This is a genomic window from Micromonospora acroterricola (genome assembly GCF_003172955.1).
GTDB classification, from domain to species: Bacteria; Actinomycetota; Actinomycetes; order Mycobacteriales; family Micromonosporaceae; genus Micromonospora; species Micromonospora acroterricola.
The window spans coordinates 1-16,813 of the sequence record NZ_QGKR01000089.1 but is presented as its reverse complement, the minus strand read 5'-3'; the positions used below and the strand labels follow the sequence as shown (position 1 = coordinate 16,813).

Genomic DNA, 16,813 nt, shown 5'->3' with positions numbered 1-16,813 from the left:
GCCTGGAGCCGGCCGGGTGGCCTTGGTGGTCTCCAGGCCGCCGGCCGGCTCCAGGCCGTCGGCGGCGGTCGAGGCGGTCGCGGTGGCCGGGTCGGCGGCCAGGCTGACCGAGCGGGCCGGCCGGGACGACGCGGGCGGCGCGTCCTCGGCGATGGTGGACGGGGCCACGGGGGCGGCTGCCGGCGCGGCGGCTGTCGCCGGCACCGGACCGACCAGGATGAGCAGCGGCGTCAGCAGCAGGACGCCGGTGCGGCGGGCGGATCGTCTGCGGGTACGCATGGACGACAGTCAACCCGGCATTGAATAGAAGTTTCAAGACCCATCGACTGAACCGAAGAAAAACTTCAGCTTCGGTCGGCCAGCTCGTGCCGCTCGTGCCGCGGGTGTAAGCAGAGCAAAGGTGGCCGGTTGGACATGACGAAGGGGCACGGCCGTGGTGGCCGTGCCCCTTCGTTCGCTCAACCGAGGGTGGTTACTCCCCCGGCGTCGACTTCGCGATCTGCATCAGGAACTCGATGTTGGTGCGGGACTGCTTGAGCCGGTCCAGCAACAGATCCATCGCCGCCTGCGAGTCCAGCGAGTGCAGCACCTTCCGGAGCTTGTGGATGATGGCCAGCTCCTCGGGTGCGAGCAGGACCTCCTCCTTACGGGTGCCGGACGGGTTGATGTCGATGGCCGGGAAGGTTCGCTTGTCGGCGATCTTCCGGTCCAGCTTCAGCTCCGCGTTGCCGGTGCCCTTGAACTCCTCGAAGATGACCGTGTCCGCCATGGACCCGGTCTCCACCAGCGCCGTGGCGATGATGGTCAGCGAGCCGCCGTTCTCGATGTTGCGAGCCGCGCCGAGGAAGCGCTTCGGCGGGTAGAGGGCGGTGGAGTCGATACCACCCGACATGATCCGGCCGCTGGCCGGCGCCGCCAGGTTGTACGACCGACCGAGCCGGGTCACCGAGTCGAGCAGCACGACGACGTCGTGCCCCAGCTCGACCAGGCGCTTCGCCCGCTCGATCGCCAGCTCGGCCACCGTCGTGTGGTCCTGCGGCGGACGGTCGAACGTGGCCGCGATGACCTCGCCCTTGATCGACCGCTGCATGTCGGTGACCTCTTCGGGCCGCTCGTCCACCAGCACCACCATCAGGTGGCACTCCGGGTTGTTCCGGGTGATCGCGTTCGCGATCGCCTGGAGCACCATCGTCTTACCCGCCTTCGGCGGCGACTGGATGAGCGCTCGCTGGCCCTTGCCGATCGGCATGACCAGGTCGATGACCCGGGTGGTCAGGATGTGCGGCTCGGTCTCCAGCCGCAGGCGCTCCTGCGGGTAGAGCGGCGTGAGCTTGTAGAACTCGGGCCGGCGCCGCGCCTCCTCCGGCTCCATCCCGTTGATGGTGTCCAGCCGCATCAGCGGGTTGTACTTGTCCCGCCGCTGGTCGCCGCTGTTGCCACCCTCACGGGCGGCGCGCACCGCACCGGTGATCGCGTCACCGCGGCGCAGGCCGTACTTCTTGATCTGGGACATCGAGACGTACACGTCGTTCGGGCCGGCCAGGTAACCGGTCGTCCGTACGAAGGCGTAGTTGTCGAGCACGTCGATGATGCCGGCCACCGGGACGAGCACGTCGTCCTCGGCGACCTGCGGCTCGCGCCCGCCGGTGTCGCCACCGGTCTCGGTGCGCTCGCCACGGCCACGCCGGCGGTCCCGGAAGCGGCTGCGCCGGCCACGCCGGCCACCGCCCTCGTCATCGTCGTCGTTGTCGCGCTCGGCGCGCTGACCACGGTCGTTGCGGTCGCCCCGGTCATTGCGGTCGTTGCGGTCCGCACGGTCACCGCGCTCGTTGCGCTCGGCCCGCTCGCCACGGTCGGAACGCTCGCTCCGGTCGTTGCGCTCGCCCCGCTCGGCACGCTCGCCCCGGTCGTTGCGCTCGCCCCGGTCAATGCGCTCGGCACGCTCGCCCCGGTCAGTGCGCTCGGCACGATCGGCACGCTCGCCCCGCTCGGCACGGTCGCTCCGCTCGGTGCGGTCGGCACGCTCGGTGCGGTCGGCACGCTCGGTGCGGTCGGCACGCTCGGTGCGCTCGCCACGCTCCGCGCGGTCGGTGCGCTCGGCACGCTCGGTGCGCTCGCCACGCTCGGCACCGACGCGCTCGGTGCGCTCCGGACGCTCGGCCCGGTCCCGGCGGTTCTCGCCCCGCTCGGTCCGCTCGCCGGCCTCCGCCTCGTCGGTGCGCGCCTCAGTGGTACGCGCCTCGGCCGCGGCGGTGCGGCTCCGCCGGGTACGACTCCGGCCCTCGGTCTCGGCGACCGGCTCGGCCGGCGCCTGGTCGGTGCGTGCCTCGGCCGCTGGACGGTCCACGGTCTCCCGCACCTCCTCACGGGTCGGGGCGGCCGCGGCCGCGACCTCGGCCCGCGGTCGAGGGGTGCCGGCGGCGTTGCCGGCCTGCCGCTCGGAGATCGCGGCGATCAGCTCGCCCTTGCGCATGCGAGCCGTGCCGGAGATGCCGAGCGACGCGGCCAGGCTCTGCAGCTCTGGCAGCAGCATCGCCGACAGACCGGTGCCGCTACGCCGACGACGGGCGGGGGCGGCGGTGGTGGCATCGCCAGCGACGTTGGAAACATCCGACGTCACGTCGGTGGTGTCGCTCAATGGATTCCTTCCCTCGATAAGGCCGGGACTGCCCGGAGTCGGAACTCAGGTGGCCGGGCGGCCTCGGTGCACCCGCCTCGCAAGGACGCGTCGCGGGAGTCTGTGACACAGCAGCCGGTCGGTATCCCGACTCACCAAAGGTCGGTGAGCAGGTCTCGCCGTCTGCGGCGACCTGTGGAAACTGCGGTGCGGCGTGGGCCTTGGCAGGGGTGACGGGCTGACCGCCGAGAGCTTCGGGGGTGCGCCGCCCCGCAGGAGATCGCGTGCTTCGCGGCTGTGCTAGGTCTAGAGCGTAATCAACTCTTCCGACCTGCGGCAACAGGGTCCCGCTCGGCGTGTCCAAGTCTACCCCGGGCGACCCGGGCACCGCTGACGTCTATCGGTAACTGCCAGATCTCCCAGTCTGTTCCCGCCGGGAAGCCCGCCGGGGGCTCGCTGAGCGCCAGCACCGTCGGGCCCGCCCCACTGACCACAGCCGCCACATCCGCCGCTCGCAACGCCTTGACCAGGGCAGATGTGCCCGGCATCCCGGCTGCGCGGTAACCCTGGTGCAGCCGGTCGACGGTGGCGGGCAGCAGCAGCGTGGGGTCGGCGGTCAGCGCGTGCACCAGCAGCGCCGCCCGCCCGGCGGTCAACGCGGCGTCGCCGTGCGGCACGGTGGCCGGCAACGCGGCCCGCGCGGCCGCCGTCAACCCGCGCTCCGCGGGCACAAAAACCGTCGGTCGGACCCCGTCGGCGACCGGCAGGGACACCGCGCGAGCCCCGGTCGCCTCGGACCAGGCCAGCGTGAAGCCGCCGAGCAGGCACGGTGCGACGTTGTCGGGGTGGCCCTCGATCTCGGCCGCCAGCCGGAGCACGGCCGGCCCGTCCAGCCGGCGCTCCCCGTCGACGACCAGGGCGCGGGCCAGCAACACCCCGGCGACGATCGCGGCGGACGAGGAGCCCAGGCCGCGCGCCTGCGGGATCCGGTTGACGCACTCCACGCTCAGCCCCGCCGGCTGCGCACCGAGCACGTCGAAAGCGGCCCGCATGGCCCGCACCACCAGGTGCCGGTCGTCGTCGGGCAGCTCACCGGCGCCCTGCCCGGTCACCGTCACCCGGACCCCACCCGGGGCGACCTCGGCGGCCAGATCGTCGTAGAGCCCGAGGGCGAGACCCAGCGCGTCGAAGCCCGGGCCCAGGTTGGCGCTGGTCGCGGGGACCCGGACCCGGACCGGCCCGGCGGTGAAGTTCGTCGGCACGGGCTCATGCTAGGGGTCGGCACCGACGATCCGGCCCGACGCCCGCAGCGTGGGACCGCGAAGCTCAGCGGGCCGGGTCCGCGACCGGGTCGCCGGCCGGGTCGGTGAGCGAGAGCCGTCGGGTGGCGATCCGCCAGCCGACCGCGTACACGAGCGTGACCAGTCCACAGCTGGCCAGCACCACCCGCTCGTCCACCGTGTCCACCACCAGGGCCACCGCCAGTTGGCTCACCGAGATGGCCAGCGTCGCCAGCATCATGTCGGTGGCGAAGACACGCCCCCGCAGACGGTCCGGCACCTCGCCCTGGAGCGCGAAGTTCGACATCACCCAGTTGCTGCCGCCCGCGAAGTGCGCCACGAAGACCAGCAGCAGCACCAGCGGAAACCAGCGGACCACCGACGCGCCGAGATAGGACAGGCCGTAGAGGGACATGGACAGCGCGAGCCCGGGCAGCAACCAGGACCGGTTGGTCAGCACCCGACGCATCAGGATGGGCCCCACCAGTGCCCCCGCCCCGCGGACCGCGAAGAGCAGGCCGGCGCCCAGCGAGCCGACCCCGTACACGCTGGCGAGCAGCGGAAACACGGTCAGCACACCGTTACCCAGGCCGACCGCCGACTTCACCGTGACCAGCGCCAGCACCCGCGGCCGGTGCCCGATGTAGCCGAGCGCCTCGCGGACCGCCGGCCAGGTCCGCTGGGCGGGGCGGTCGGCGTCCCGGGGGGCCTGCAACGGCCGGCGGATCCGCGTGGCGAGGCCCGCGGCCAGCGCCAGGGCTGCCGCCGCCACCCAGAAGCAGACGTACGGGCCGGCCGCCGAGCTGAGCACCCCGCCGAGCGAGGCCCCGACCACCGTCATGGTGCCCCAGGCCGAGCCGGCCACCGCGTTGCCGGCGGCCAGCTCCTGCGGCTCCAGCACGTTGGGCAGCGCCGCCTGGGCCGCCGGGGAGTAGAACGCCTTCGCGACGGCGACCACGCCGATCGCCACCAGCGCCAGCCACGCCGTGCCGGCGCCCCGGACGCCGAGCAGCAGCAGCACGCCGGCCAGCGCGGCCACGTTCGCCGCGATCATGATCTTCCGGCGGTCGAACCGGTCGGCCACCGTGCCGGTGTACGGCAGCAGCAGCGCCACGATGCCGGTGTCCACGGCCAGCACCAGCGCGCCCCAGACCCCGCTGCCGGTCAGATGGGGCAGCAGCACCAGCAGCGGCACCATGACGAACCAGTCGGCGCCGAAGACCACCAGCTCGGCGAGGAAGAGGTTGCGAAAGCTCCGGTTGCCGGTCAGGACCGCGAAGGTGGACGCCACGGAGCGGGACCCTACCCGGTCGGTGCCAGGGCTATGCCGCCTCCGACCAGCGCATAGACGGCGATGAACGGACGGAACGCCCCCGGCGGTTCTCCCCGCCGGGGGCGTTTCGACGTGCCGGTCCGACTACTCGGTCGGCTCCGACGGGGGCAGCGGCGAGGTACGGCTCCGCGGCAGCCGCAGCACCTCGAACTGGTCCGTGCCCTCGACCAGCGCACCCGACGGGGCGGAACGCGCCGCCGCCGGCCGCGCACTCTCGGCCGGAGCCGAAGCCGGAGCCGGAGCGCTCGGCACCGCCACCTGGTTCGCCGTGGCCGGCTCGACGGTCTCCGGGTCGGTCGGCCCGGCCACCTCCGTGTCGCCGGAGCGGCGCCGGCGGCGCCGCTCCCGCAGCGACTCCTTGGTGTGCTCCACCATCGTGTACAGCGTCGGCACCAGGATCAGCGTCAGCAGCGTCGAGCTGAGCAGGCCACCGATGACCACGACCGCCAGCGGCTGCGAGATGAAGCCGCCCTCACCGGTCAACCCGAGCGCCATCGGCAGCAGCGCGAAGATCGTCGCGACCGCCGTCATGAGGATGGGGCGCAGACGGCGACGGCCGCCCTCGACCACCGCCTCCCGAACCCCCATGCCCTGGGCCCGGTACTGGTTGATCAGGTCGAGCAGCACGATCGCGTTGGTCACCACGATGCCGACCAGCATCAGCACGCCGATCAACGCCGGCACGCCCAGCGGCGTCCCGGTGATCAGCAGCAGACCGATCGCGCCGGTCGCCGCGAACGGGATGGAGATCAGCAGGATCAGCGCCTGGGTGAGACTGCGGAACGTCGCCACCATGATCAGGAAGACGATCGCGATCGCGGCCAGCACCGCCAGGCCCAGGTCGCCGAAGGCGTCCGCCTGGTCCGCGCTGACCCCACCGATGGTGAAGCTCGCGCCTGGCACGTCGATGCCGTCCAGCCGCTTCTGCAGCTCCTGGCTCGTCGCGCCCAGGTTCGAGCCGGTCGCCGTGCCGGTCACCGAGACGCTGCGCTCACCGTCGATCCGGGTGACCTGCTGCGGCCCCTCGCCCTGGGTGACATCCGCGATGTCGTCCAGCTTGACCGGGCCCACCGGCAACGCCCGCAACTCCCCGACCGACACCGGCGGCTTCGCGCTCAACCGCAACACGACGTTCTGCTGCTGGCCGTCGAGCGCCACCTGGCCCAGCGGCGCCCCGCGGAACGCCTGCGAGACGAGCTGACCCACCGCGGCCTCGGTGAGCCCGACCCGGCCGGCCGCGACCCGGTCGACGGTCACGTCGACCCGCGGCACCCGCTCGGCCATGCTGGTGGAGACGTCCTCGACGTCCGGGACACCGGCCATCGCCGTCCGGGCGGCCTCGGCGGCCCGGGCCAGCACGTCCGGGTCACTGGCCTGGACGATCACCTCGAGCTGGCTGGTCGAGGCATCCTGCCCGCCACCGAAGCTGATCTCGCCCAGCCCGGTGCCGAGCGTGTCGAACTCCTTGCGCAGCACCTCACGCATCTGCTTCGCGTCGGTGTCGCCGCCGAGCGCCACCGACCACGTCGCGATGTTGTTGCCGCCACCACCGGCCCACGGGTTGTCCCCGCCGCCAGCGGTCACCTGGTACGTCTCGACCCCGTCGGTACGCCCGAGCACCGTCTCGACCTGCTTGGCCGCCGCGTCGGCGGCGGCCAGGCCGCTACCCGCCGGAAGCTCCTGCTGGAAGCTGAGCGTGTCCTGCCCGGAGTCGTCCAGGAAGTTGGTCTCCAGCTTCTGGGCCAGACCGAAGGTGCCGAAGAGCACCAGCAGCCCGAGCCCGACGGTGATCCAACGGGTGGACCGCTTGCGGGTGGCGAACCCGATCACCGGCAGGTACGACCGCTGCAACGGGCTGCGCAGCTCCTTCTCCTCCGCGCCACGTCGCACCGCCTCGTCGTCGGCGGTGCCGCCGCGCGGCTTGAGGAACCAGTACGCCAGCACCGGGATCACGGTCAGCGACACCAGCAGCGACGCGAGCAGAGCCACCGTCACGGTGATCGCGAACGGCGCGAAGAGCTGCCCGACGAACCCGCCGACCAGCGCGATCGGCGCGAACACCGCGACGGTGGTGAGGGTGGACGCGGTCACCGCGCCGGCCACCTCGCGTACGCCGGTGATGATCGCCTGGCGCTTCTCCTCGCCGTACTCCAGGTGTCGTTTGATGTTCTCCAACACCACGATCGAGTCGTCCACCACCCGCCCGACCGCGATGGTCAACGCGCCGAGGGTGAGCAGGTTGAGCGAGTAGTCACCGATCCACAGGGCGATCAACGCGACCAGCACGGAGAGCGGGATGGAGACCGCGGTGACCACGGTCGACCGCACCGACAGCAGGAAGACCAGGATGACGATGACCGCCATCAGCAGGCCCAGCAGACCCTCGGTGGTCAGCGACTCGATGGACTTCTCGACGAACGGCGCCTGGTCGAAGACCACGGTCAGCTCGGCCCCGGAGGCGTCCTTCAGGTCGGCCAGCCGGTCCCGGATCTCGTGCGAGATCTCCACCGCGTTGCCGTCCGGCGCCGCCGTGACCGCGATGCCGAGGCTGTCCTTGCCGTTGGTCCGGGTGATCGCGGTGGCCGGGGCCAACTGCTGCTCGACGGCCGCCACGTCGCCGAGGCGGACCGGGGCGGCGCCCGGGGCGACCACGATGCCGCGCAGGTCGTCGAGGGTGGCGACCGGCGTGCCGACCTGCACCGGGAGGGCCAGGCCACCGTCGGTCACCGCGCCGGCCGGCACCGAGACACCGTTGGTCTTCAGCGCGGCGCCGATCGCGGTCGGCTGGAGCTTCGCCGCCGCCAGCTTGGCCGGGTCGGGGGTGACCACCACGACGTCGTCGCGGGTGCCGGTCACCTCGACCGTGCGGACCCCCTCGATGCCCTCCAGCTCCGGCAGCACCGTCGTGCGCAGCTTCTCCGCCAGCGCCCGCTCGTCGCCGGAGCCCGTCGCGGCCAGCATCACCGCCGGCAGGTCGTCGGTGCTACCCGCGATGACCTGCGGGTCGACGTTCTCCGGCAGCTGGGCGTCGATCCGGCTCAGCGCCGTCTGCATCTTGTTGACCACGTCGTCCAGGTCGGTGCCGAACTCGTACATCACCTGGACGGTGGCCGCCCCCTCGCGGGAGGTCGACGTGATCTGGTCGAGGCCGGGGATGCCCTGGAGCGCGTTCTCGATCGGCTCGGTGACCTGCGACTCGACGATCTCGGGTCCGGCGCCGGGGTAGGGAGCCACGATGAACGCGGCCGGGAATTCGAGCGACGGCAGCAGTTGCTGCTTCAGCGACGGCACAGCGAACGCTCCGAACGCCGTGGTCACCACCGCGATGAGGGCGACCAGCCCTCGGTTGGCGAGGCTGAATCTGGCGAGCAGCGACATCGGCCTGGTTCACTCCTGGAAGAGAATGCGGGCGGGGATACCCGAAAGTGTGCCTGACCCGATCACCGTCACCCCCGCCGGACCCCATGCCGTCGCACGGCCGGCCGCGTTCCCACTTCCGGGCCCGTCGCCCGCCGATGGTGACGCGGTGGCGCAGTGGCCGCTCAGGCCAGGTCGAGGGCGCGGGCCGCGACCAGCGGGTCGTTCGCGATGGTCAGCGGGGAGGGCGCGGTGGAGATCGCCCACTCCGGGTCCTTCAGGCCGTGACCGGTCACCGTACAGACCACCGTCGAGCCGGCCGGAATCGCGCCCGCCGCGGCCTGCTGGAGCAGACCAGCCACGCTGGCCGCGCTGCCCAGCTCGACGAAGACGCCCACCTCGCGGGCGAGCAGCCGGTACGCGGACAGGATCTCCCGGTCCGTCACGGCGGCGATCAGGCCGCCGGAGGCGTCCCGGGCGTCCAGAGCCCTGGTCCAGCTCGCCGGGTTGCCGATGCGGATCGCCGTGGCGATCGTCGACGGCTCCGGCACGACCTGGCCGGTCACGATCGGCGCCGCCCCGGACGCCTGGAAGCCGTACATCTTCGGCGCCCGGGTGGTGGAGCCGGCGGCGTGCTCCTCCGCGTACCCCATCCAGTAGGCCGAGATGTTGCCGGCGTTGCCGACCGGCAGGCAGTGGATGTCCGGTGCGTCCCCGAGCGCCTCGACGATCTCGAAGGCGGCGGTCTTCTGACCGTGCAGCCGGTCGATGTTGACCGAGTTGACCAACGCGACCGGGTGGTCCTGGGCCAGCTTGGCGGCGAGCGACAGGCAGTCGTCGAAGTTGCCGCTCACCTGGAGCAGCTTCGCGCCGTGCACCAGCGCCTGGGCCAGCTTGCCCAGCGCGATCTTGCCCTGCGGCACCAGCACCGCGCAGGTCAGCCCGGCGCGGGCGGCGTACGCCGCGGCGGAGGCGCTGGTGTTGCCGGTGGAGGCGCAGATGATCGCCTTGTTGCCGGCCTCGACCGCCTTGGAGACGGCGAGCGTCATACCGCGGTCCTTGAACGACCCGGTCGGGTTGGCGCCCTCCACCTTGAGGTGCACGTCGCACCCGATACGCGCGGAGAGGACCGGGGCGGGCAGCAGCGGGGTGTTGCCCTCGTGCAGCGTGACGACGGGCGTGGCCGCGGTGACCGGCAGCCGATCCCGGTACGCCTCGATCAGACCCCGCCACATGTCGCTCTCCTCGCGTCTACCGTCGCCCCGACCTGAGGACCAGGCCACCCTGGACCAGCCTGCCGGAACGACCGGCGGCACACCCCGGGTTACCCACCTGGCGGGACGGGTGTGCCGTCCCACCACCGGGTCAACGACTCACACCCCGCCCTCGACCCGCAGCACGCTGGTCACCGACCGGACGATGTCCAGGCCGCGCAGCTCGCCCACCGTGGCGGCGAGGGCGGCGTCCGGCGCCACGTGGGTGACGATCACCAGCTCCGCGTCGCCGTCCCGGCCGGGCGCCCCGCCCGCCGAGCCCTGCCGCACGGTCGCGATCGACACGTCGTGGCGGGCGAAGACGCCGGCCACCGCGGCCAGCACACCCGGACGGTCGGCCACGTCGAGGCTGACGTGGTAGCGGGTCAGTGCCTCCCCCATCGGCCGGACCGCCAGGTCCGCGTACGCGCTCTCGCTGGCCGCGCGGACCCCGGCGAGCCGGTTGCGGGACACCGCCACCACGTCGCCGAGCACGGCGCTGGCGGTCGGCGCGCCACCCGCGCCCCGCCCGTAGAACATGAGCTCGCCGGCCGCGTCGGCCTCGACGAAGACGGCGTTGAACGCGTCGCCGACGCTGGCCAGCGGGTGGCTGCGGGGGATCATCGCCGGGTGCACCCGAACGCTGACCGTCTCCCGGCCGGCCGGGTCGACACCGCGCGCCGCGATGCAGAGCAGCTTGATCGTGCAGCCCATCGCCTGGGCGCTGGCCACGTCCGCGGCGGTCACCTCGGTGATGCCCTCCCGGTGCACGTCGGCGGCGCCGACCCGGGTGTGGAAGGCCAGGGAGGCGAGGATCGCCGCCTTCGCCGCCGCGTCGAAGCCCTCCACGTCGGCGGTCGGGTCGGCCTCCGCGTACCCCAGCTCGGTGGCCTCCTCCAGGGCCTCGGCGAAGCCGGCGCCGGTGGCGTCCATCGCGGAGAGGATGAAGTTGGTGGTGCCGTTGACGATGCCGGTGACCCGGTTGATCCGGTCCCCGTGCAGCGACTCGCGCAGCGGGCGCAGCAGCGGGATGGCCCCGGCCACGGACGCCTCGTAGTAGAGGTCGCCACCGCCCTCGGCCGCCGCCTCGTGCAGCGCCACCCCGTCCTCGGCGAGCAGCGCCTTGTTGGCGGTGACCACGCTCTTGCCCGCACGCAGCGCCTCGACCAGCCAGCTCCGGGCCGGCTCGATGCCACCGACCACCTCGACCACCACGTCCACGTCGTCACGCTTGATCAGGCTCAGCGCGTCGGTGGTGAACAGGGTCGGGTCGACCGGCAGCTCGCCGCGGTCGCGGCCGATCCGGCGGACGGCGATGCCGGCGATCTCCAGCGGAGCGCCGATCCGGGCGGCCAGGTCGGCCCCCTGCTCGTGCAGCAGCCGGACCACCTCCTGGCCGACCGTGCCGCAGCCGAGCAGCGCCAAGCGCACAGGTGACGTCATCCCACATCCAAAGCGAGCAGGTCCTCTTCGGTTTCCCGCCGGACGATCAGACGCGCCTGGCCGTCGCGCACCGCGACCACCGGCGGCCGCGGCACATGGTTGTAGTTGCTGGCCATGCTGCGGCAGTAGGCACCGGTGCCGGGCACCGCGACAAGATCTCCGGGCTGCACGTCGGCGGGCAGGAATTCATCCTTCACCACGATGTCCCCGGACTCACAGTGCTTTCCCACCACGCGGGCGAGCAACGGCTCGGCGGTCGACGCCCGGGAGGCCAGCGTCGCCGAGTACGAGGCGTCGTAGAGCGCCGTGCGGATGTTGTCACTCATCCCGCCGTCGACGCTGACGTACGTCCGGATGCCGTCGAGGTCCTTGACCGTGCCGACCTCGTAGAGGGTGAACACGGCCGGCCCGACGATGGCGCGCCCCGGCTCGATGGAGAGCCGTGGCACGGCCAGCCGCTCCGCGGCGCACTCCGAGTCGACGATCTTGCGGAGCCGGTTGGCGAGGGCCTGCGGAGTGGCCGGGTCGTCCTGGGTCGTGTACGCGATACCGAAGCCACCGCCCAGGTCCAGCTCGGGCAGCTCCACCCCACGCTCGTCGCGGATCTGCGCCTGGAGGGCGAGCACCCGGCGGGCGGAGACCTCGAAGCCGCTCGCGTCGAAGATCTGCGAGCCGATGTGCGAGTGCAGGCCGCGCAGCTCCAGCACACCCTCGTCGAGCACCTTGAACGCGGCCGCCGCGGCGGCACCGCCGGCCAGCGAGAAACCGAACTTCTGGTCCTCGTGGGCGGTGGCGATGAACTCGTGGGTGTGCGCCTCGACCCCGACCGTGACCCTGATCAGCACCCGGGGACGGACGCCGCGCTCGCGGGCCAGCGCGGTGAGCCGGTCGATCTCGGTGAACGAGTCGAGGATGATCCGCCCCACGCCGGCGTCCAGCGCCCGCGCCAGCTCGCGCACCGACTTGTTGTTGCCGTGGAAGCCGATCCGCTCCGGCGGCATCCCGGCCGCGAGCGCGGTGGCCAGCTCACCACCGGTGCAGACGTCGAGGTGCAGCCCCTCCTCGGCGATCATCCGGACCACCGCCCGGCAGAGGAACGCCTTGCCCGCGTAGTACACGTCCTCGGTCGGGAAGGCGGCCCGGAAGTCCCGGCAGCGGGACCGGAGGTCGTCCTCGTCGAGCACGTACACCGGGGTGCCGAACTCGGCCGCGAGGTCGCGGACGCCCAGGCCCGCGACCGCGAGCGCGCCGTCGGCGCCGCGCGTCACGTTGCGCGGCCACAGCGCCGGCACGAGGGCGTTGACGTCGTCCGGGGTACGCAGCCAGGCCGGCCCCCGGTTGCCGATGTCGCCGTGCAGCGCACCGGCCTCGTGTGCCCGCATCAGGTGCTACATCCTCTCCGGAGCGGAGACGCCGAGCAGGTGCAGGCCGTTGGCGATCACCGTGCGGGTGGCGTTGTTGAGCCACAACCGGGCGCGGTGCAGGTCGGTGACCTCCTCGTCACCCAGCGGCAGCACCCGGCAGTTGTCGTAGAACCGGTGGAAGGAGGCGGCGACGCTCTCCTCCAGGTAGCGGGCCACCCGGTGCGGCTCCCGCAGCTCGGCGGCGGTCGCCACCACCGCCGGGAACTCGGCGAGCGCCTTGAGCAGCTCGTTCTCCTTCTCGTGCCCGAGCAGCTCGGGGCGGAAGTCGTCGGCGTCGCCCTGGACCAGCCCCACCTCGGCGGCGTTGCGGGCCACGCCCGCCGTCCGGGCCGCCACGTACTGCACGTAGTAGACCGGGTTGTCGCGGGTGGCCCGGGTCCACAGCTCGATGTCGATGTCGATCGGCGAGTCGCTGGAGTAGCGGGCCAGCGCGTACCGGGAGGCGTCCACCCCGATCGCCTCGACCAGGTCCTCCAGGGTGATCACGGTGCCGGCCCGCTTGCTCATCCGCAGCGGGGCACCGTCGCGCAGCAGGCTGACCAGCTGCCCGATGAGGATCTCCAGGTTGCGCTCCGGGTCGTCGCCGAAGCAGGCGGCCATCGCCTTCATCCGGCCGATGTAGCCGTGGTGGTCGGCGCCCAGCATGATCACGACCCGCTCGAAGCCGCGCTCCCGCTTGTCCAGGTAGTAGGCGCAGTCCGCGGCGAAGTACGTCCACTCGCCGTTGGACTTGCGCAGCACCCGGTCCTTGTCGTCACCGAAGTCGGTGGTGCGCAGCCAGGTGGCGCCCTCGGACTCGTAGACCTGGCCCTGCTCGCGCAGCCGGGCCAGGGCGAGGTCCAGCTCACCCCGGTCGTGCAGGTCCTTCTCGTTGAAGTACGTGTCGAACTCCACCCCGAAGTCGCGCAGCGAGGACCGGATCTCGTCGAACATCAGCGCGACGCCCTCGACCCGGAACACCTCCTGGGCGGCAGCGTCGGCCATGGTCAGCACGTCCGGCCGGCGGGCCTGGACCTCGGCGGCGATCTCCCCGATGTACGCCCCGCCGTAGCCGTCCTCCGGCGCCTGCTCACCCTTGGCGGCGGCGAGCAGTGAGCGGGCGAACCGGTCGATCTGCGACCCGGCATCGTTGAAGTAGTACTCCGTGCCCACCTCGGCGCCGGTGGCCCGCAGCAGCCGGCTCAGCGCGTCGCCGACGGCCGCCCAGCGGACCCCACCGATGTGCACCGGGCCGGTCGGGTTGGCCGAGACGAACTCGAGGTTGATCTTCTCGCCGGCGAGCCGGTCGCTGCGGCCGTACTCCGCGCCGGCCTCGACGATCACCCGGGCGAGCTGACCGGCGGCGGCCGCGTCGAGCCGGATGTTCAAGAAACCCGGCCCGGCGATCTCGACCGACTTGACCCCGGGCGCCCGGCCCAGCTCGTCGGCCAGGGCGGCGGCCAGCTCGCGTGGCGGCACGCCGACCTTCTTGCTCAACTGCAGGGCGAGCGTGGAGGCGTAGTCGCCGTGCTCGGGGTTGCGGGGTCGCTCCACCACCGTGCGCTCCGGCAGCGCGGCGTGATCCAGGCCACGCTCGTCGAAGACGGCGTGGGCGGCGGTGAGGACGACCGAGGCTAGTTCTGCAGGAGTCACCGAACCATGTTATCGGGGGTAGACTCGGGCACTCGGCGGCGACCCTGCGCGTCATCCGGCCCGCCACCTCCCCTGACCAACCGACCTGACGAGGCACGATGAGCATCAGCACCCCGGGTGGCCCTGAGCGCCGCCCGACCGTGGTCAGCACCGGCAAGAAGCCGGCCGCGGGCCGGCCGGCGTCCGGCGCCAAGGCCGGTTCCGGCAAGCCGGCGGGCACTCCGCGGGCAGGTGGCAAGGGTCCCCGCAAGCCGATCGCTCCGGTCAAGGTGAGCCAGGGCCGGGCCTGGGGCCCGATCGCGCTCTTCGTCGCCGTGGGCGTGCTCGCGGCCGGCATCATCGGCTACGGCGCCTGGGCGTCGTTCCAGGGCTCCAAGCCCTGGGACAAGCGGGCGAACGCCATCGACGGCATCGTCAACATCCGCAAGTCGGACCCGGACAGCCTGAAGTACGAGGCGCACAAGTCCGGCCCGCTGACCTACAAGTACTCGCCGCCGGTGGGCGGGGTGCACAACGCCGCCTGGCAGAACTGCATGGGCGACGTGTACGACGCCCCGATCGCCAGCGAGCACGCGGTGCACAGCCTGGAGCACGGCGCGGTCTGGGTCACCTACCGGCCGGGTCTGCCGCAGGACCAGATCGACAAGCTCGCCGGCAAGGTGCGCGGCGTCGAGAAGATGCTGATGAGCCCGTACGAGGGCCTGGACAAGCCGATCTCGCTCCAGGCGTGGGGCTTCCAGCTCAAGGTCGACAACGCCGACGACAAGCGGATCGACGAGTTCATCAAGGACCTGCGGGTGAACGCGTCCGTCGAGGGGCCGACCGCGCTGTGCAACACGGGCATCACGGCCACCGGCACCACGCCGCGTGAGCTCCCCGCCCAGCAGCCCACCCAGTAAGGACGGCGATGACTGCTCCCGCCACCACCGACAGCGAGCACGACGAGGTTCCGACCGCCCTGGACGAGGGTGACCGGCCCCCGGCGCGGCGCTACGGCGTGCTGGCGCTGGCCGCCATGCTGGTGGTGGGCCTGCTGCTCGGCTACGCCGGCGGGCTGCTCACCCCGGGGCTGACCCGGCCCGGTGACACCTCGGTCGAGGCGGGCTTCGCCCGGGACATGACCACGCACCACAGCCAGGCGGTGGAGATGAGCCTCACCGCCTACCGGTCGGCGACGCTGCCCGACGTCCGGCAGATGGCCGTCGACATCGCCACCGGTCAGCAGGGCGAGATCGGTGCCATGCAGACCTGGCTGCGGGAGTGGGAGCTGAGCCCGACCGGGTCACAGCCCCCGATGTCCTGGATGTCCGACGGGGCTGCCGTCAAGGACGGGCTGATGCCGGGGATGGCGACCCCGCAGGAGATGGCCGCGCTTCGCGACGCCCGGGGCATCGAGGTCGACCGGCAGTTCCTGACCCTGATGATCAACCATCACCTGGGCGGCATCCACATGATCGACGCGGTTCTCGGTGAGACCGACAACGCCGAGGTGCTGCGGGTCGCGCGGACCATGAAGGCCACCCAGCAGAGCGAGCTGAACAACCTCCGGCAGCTCCAGGCGCAGGCCAAGGGCTGACCCACCGGACGGGCACACCGGGCCCGCGTCACCGCCGTGCACCGGCGGGGCGCGGGCCCGCGTCATGACGGACGTTCCAACCCGTTTCATCCTCGCCGTCCCGTATGGGCGTTTTGAGCGGTGCAACCGATTACGTTGCTTAGAGAGTTTTCTCCCCACATATCGTGACCAGTTGCGATTCGGGCTCGTTGCGCAAGACGTGGGGGTTGCACTCAGAGACGCACGGCGTTCGGTCACCAGCTGGTGCCGACGCCACACCATCGGCGGTGACGGGGCGGTGGCAGCCGTCCGTCGCGGACAGCGGCAGGGCGAGCCGGGAATGCTCAGCCGCGAACAGGAACTCGAACTGATCGACGTGCTGCGGGGCGTCCACCCCGACGAGTTCGGCCTGGACGAGGAGCTGTGGACGCGGCAGAGCCTCACCACGCTCATCCAGCGCCGGTTCGACCTGCCACTGGACGCGGGCGCGGTCGGGGCGTACCTGCGGGCCTGGGGGTTGGGTCCGCGGGAGCCGCGCGAGCGGGCCTGCGGTCTCTGCGTCAGCGCGGTCGAGCGCTGGGTACGCAGCGAGTACCCGGCGATCACCCGGGCCGCCCAGGAGCACCTCGCCGAGGTCTACTGGATCGGCCGGATACGGCTGCGCGGCACCATGCCGGCCGCCGACGTGATCTCCGCCGTCTCGTCCCGCGGCCGGGTGCGCTTCATGATCACCACACCGACGGTCGACCCGCCGCTCCCCCGCGACTTCGTGCTGCGACTCAGCGGCGAGGAGCAGCGCACGGTCCACCTGATCGTGGACGGCTCGTGGCCGCGCAACGAGTGGCCGCGCCGGCTCCCCCGGCGCATCGTGCTGCACCCGCTGCCCAGCTGCGGTCGCGTCATCGCCGCCGCCTGAACC

General features: G+C 72.3%; 11 protein-coding genes and 1 pseudogene. 3 read left to right on the top strand and 9 right to left on the bottom strand.

From position 1 onward, the window contains the following. From DKT68_RS01965 to argS, 9 genes and pseudogenes are all read right to left on the bottom strand, one after another. Positions 1-279 (bottom strand): annotated as a pseudogene (locus DKT68_RS01965) (hypothetical protein); the annotation flags it as partial. Between the two features lie 193 nt (positions 280-472). Continuing rightward, positions 473-2,638 (bottom strand): transcription termination factor Rho, encoded by a 2,166-nt coding sequence (rho, locus tag DKT68_RS01960; RefSeq protein WP_109815720.1) that lies wholly within the window; start codon positions 2,636-2,638, stop codon positions 473-475. A gap of 296 nt (positions 2,639-2,934) precedes the next feature. After that, a complete protein-coding gene (gene thrB / locus DKT68_RS01955; RefSeq protein ID WP_109815719.1) occupies positions 2,935-3,879 on the bottom strand; it encodes a homoserine kinase in 945 nt (314 codons plus the stop codon). Between the two features lie 64 nt (positions 3,880-3,943). Continuing rightward, the gene (locus DKT68_RS01950; protein WP_109815718.1) at positions 3,944-5,188 is read right to left on the bottom strand and encodes an MFS transporter; all 1,245 of its coding nucleotides are present in this window, start codon (positions 5,186-5,188) and stop codon (positions 3,944-3,946) included. Positions 5,189-5,314: 126 nt separating this feature from the next. Further along, the gene (locus tag DKT68_RS01945) at positions 5,315-8,608 is read right to left on the bottom strand and encodes an efflux RND transporter permease subunit (protein WP_109815717.1); all 3,294 of its coding nucleotides are present in this window, start codon (positions 8,606-8,608) and stop codon (positions 5,315-5,317) included. Between the two features lie 164 nt (positions 8,609-8,772). Continuing rightward, positions 8,773-9,822 (bottom strand): threonine synthase, encoded by a 1,050-nt coding sequence (gene thrC / locus DKT68_RS01940; RefSeq protein WP_109815716.1) that lies wholly within the window; start codon positions 9,820-9,822, stop codon positions 8,773-8,775. A 138-nt stretch (positions 9,823-9,960) separates the two neighbouring features. After that, positions 9,961-11,271 (bottom strand): homoserine dehydrogenase, encoded by a 1,311-nt coding sequence (locus tag DKT68_RS01935; protein ID WP_201748861.1) that lies wholly within the window; start codon positions 11,269-11,271, stop codon positions 9,961-9,963. 8 nt (positions 11,272-11,279) lie between these two features. Then, positions 11,280-12,665, bottom strand: a complete 1,386-nt coding sequence (gene lysA / locus DKT68_RS01930) for a diaminopimelate decarboxylase (protein ID WP_109815714.1) — start codon at positions 12,663-12,665, stop codon at positions 11,280-11,282. Positions 12,666-12,671: 6 nt separating this feature from the next. Further along, the gene (gene argS, locus DKT68_RS01925; RefSeq protein WP_109815713.1) at positions 12,672-14,339 is read right to left on the bottom strand and encodes an arginine--tRNA ligase; all 1,668 of its coding nucleotides are present in this window, start codon (positions 14,337-14,339) and stop codon (positions 12,672-12,674) included. Between the two features lie 98 nt (positions 14,340-14,437). On the opposite strand from argS, the gene DKT68_RS01920 reads away from it, so the two are divergent. The 3 genes from DKT68_RS01920 (at position 14,438) to DKT68_RS01910 (ending at position 16,810) form a co-directional block, all read left to right on the top strand. Beyond that, the gene (locus DKT68_RS01920) at positions 14,438-15,238 is read left to right on the top strand and encodes a DUF3105 domain-containing protein (protein WP_109815712.1); all 801 of its coding nucleotides are present in this window, start codon (positions 14,438-14,440) and stop codon (positions 15,236-15,238) included. An 8-nt stretch (positions 15,239-15,246) separates the two neighbouring features. After that, the gene (locus DKT68_RS01915) at positions 15,247-15,915 is read left to right on the top strand and encodes a DUF305 domain-containing protein (protein WP_109815711.1); all 669 of its coding nucleotides are present in this window, start codon (positions 15,247-15,249) and stop codon (positions 15,913-15,915) included. A gap of 199 nt (positions 15,916-16,114) precedes the next feature. Then, complete coding sequence (locus DKT68_RS01910) at positions 16,115-16,810, top strand: winged helix-turn-helix domain-containing protein (RefSeq protein WP_109815710.1); 696 nt, start codon at positions 16,115-16,117, stop codon at positions 16,808-16,810. Positions 16,811-16,813: the final 3 nt, after the last annotated feature.

Coding starts and splice junctions, on each gene's coding strand:
- DKT68_RS01920 (WP_109815712.1), top strand. CDS start 14,438: ATGAGCATCAGCACCCCGGGTGGCCCTGAGCGCCGCCCGACCGTGGTC.
- DKT68_RS01945 (WP_109815717.1), bottom strand. CDS start 8,608: ATGTCGCTGCTCGCCAGATTCAGCCTCGCCAACCGAGGGCTGGTCGCC.
- DKT68_RS01915 (WP_109815711.1), top strand. CDS start 15,247: ATGACTGCTCCCGCCACCACCGACAGCGAGCACGACGAGGTTCCGACC.
- lysA (WP_109815714.1), bottom strand. CDS start 12,665: ATGCGGGCACACGAGGCCGGTGCGCTGCACGGCGACATCGGCAACCGG.
- thrC (WP_109815716.1), bottom strand. CDS start 9,822: ATGTGGCGGGGTCTGATCGAGGCGTACCGGGATCGGCTGCCGGTCACC.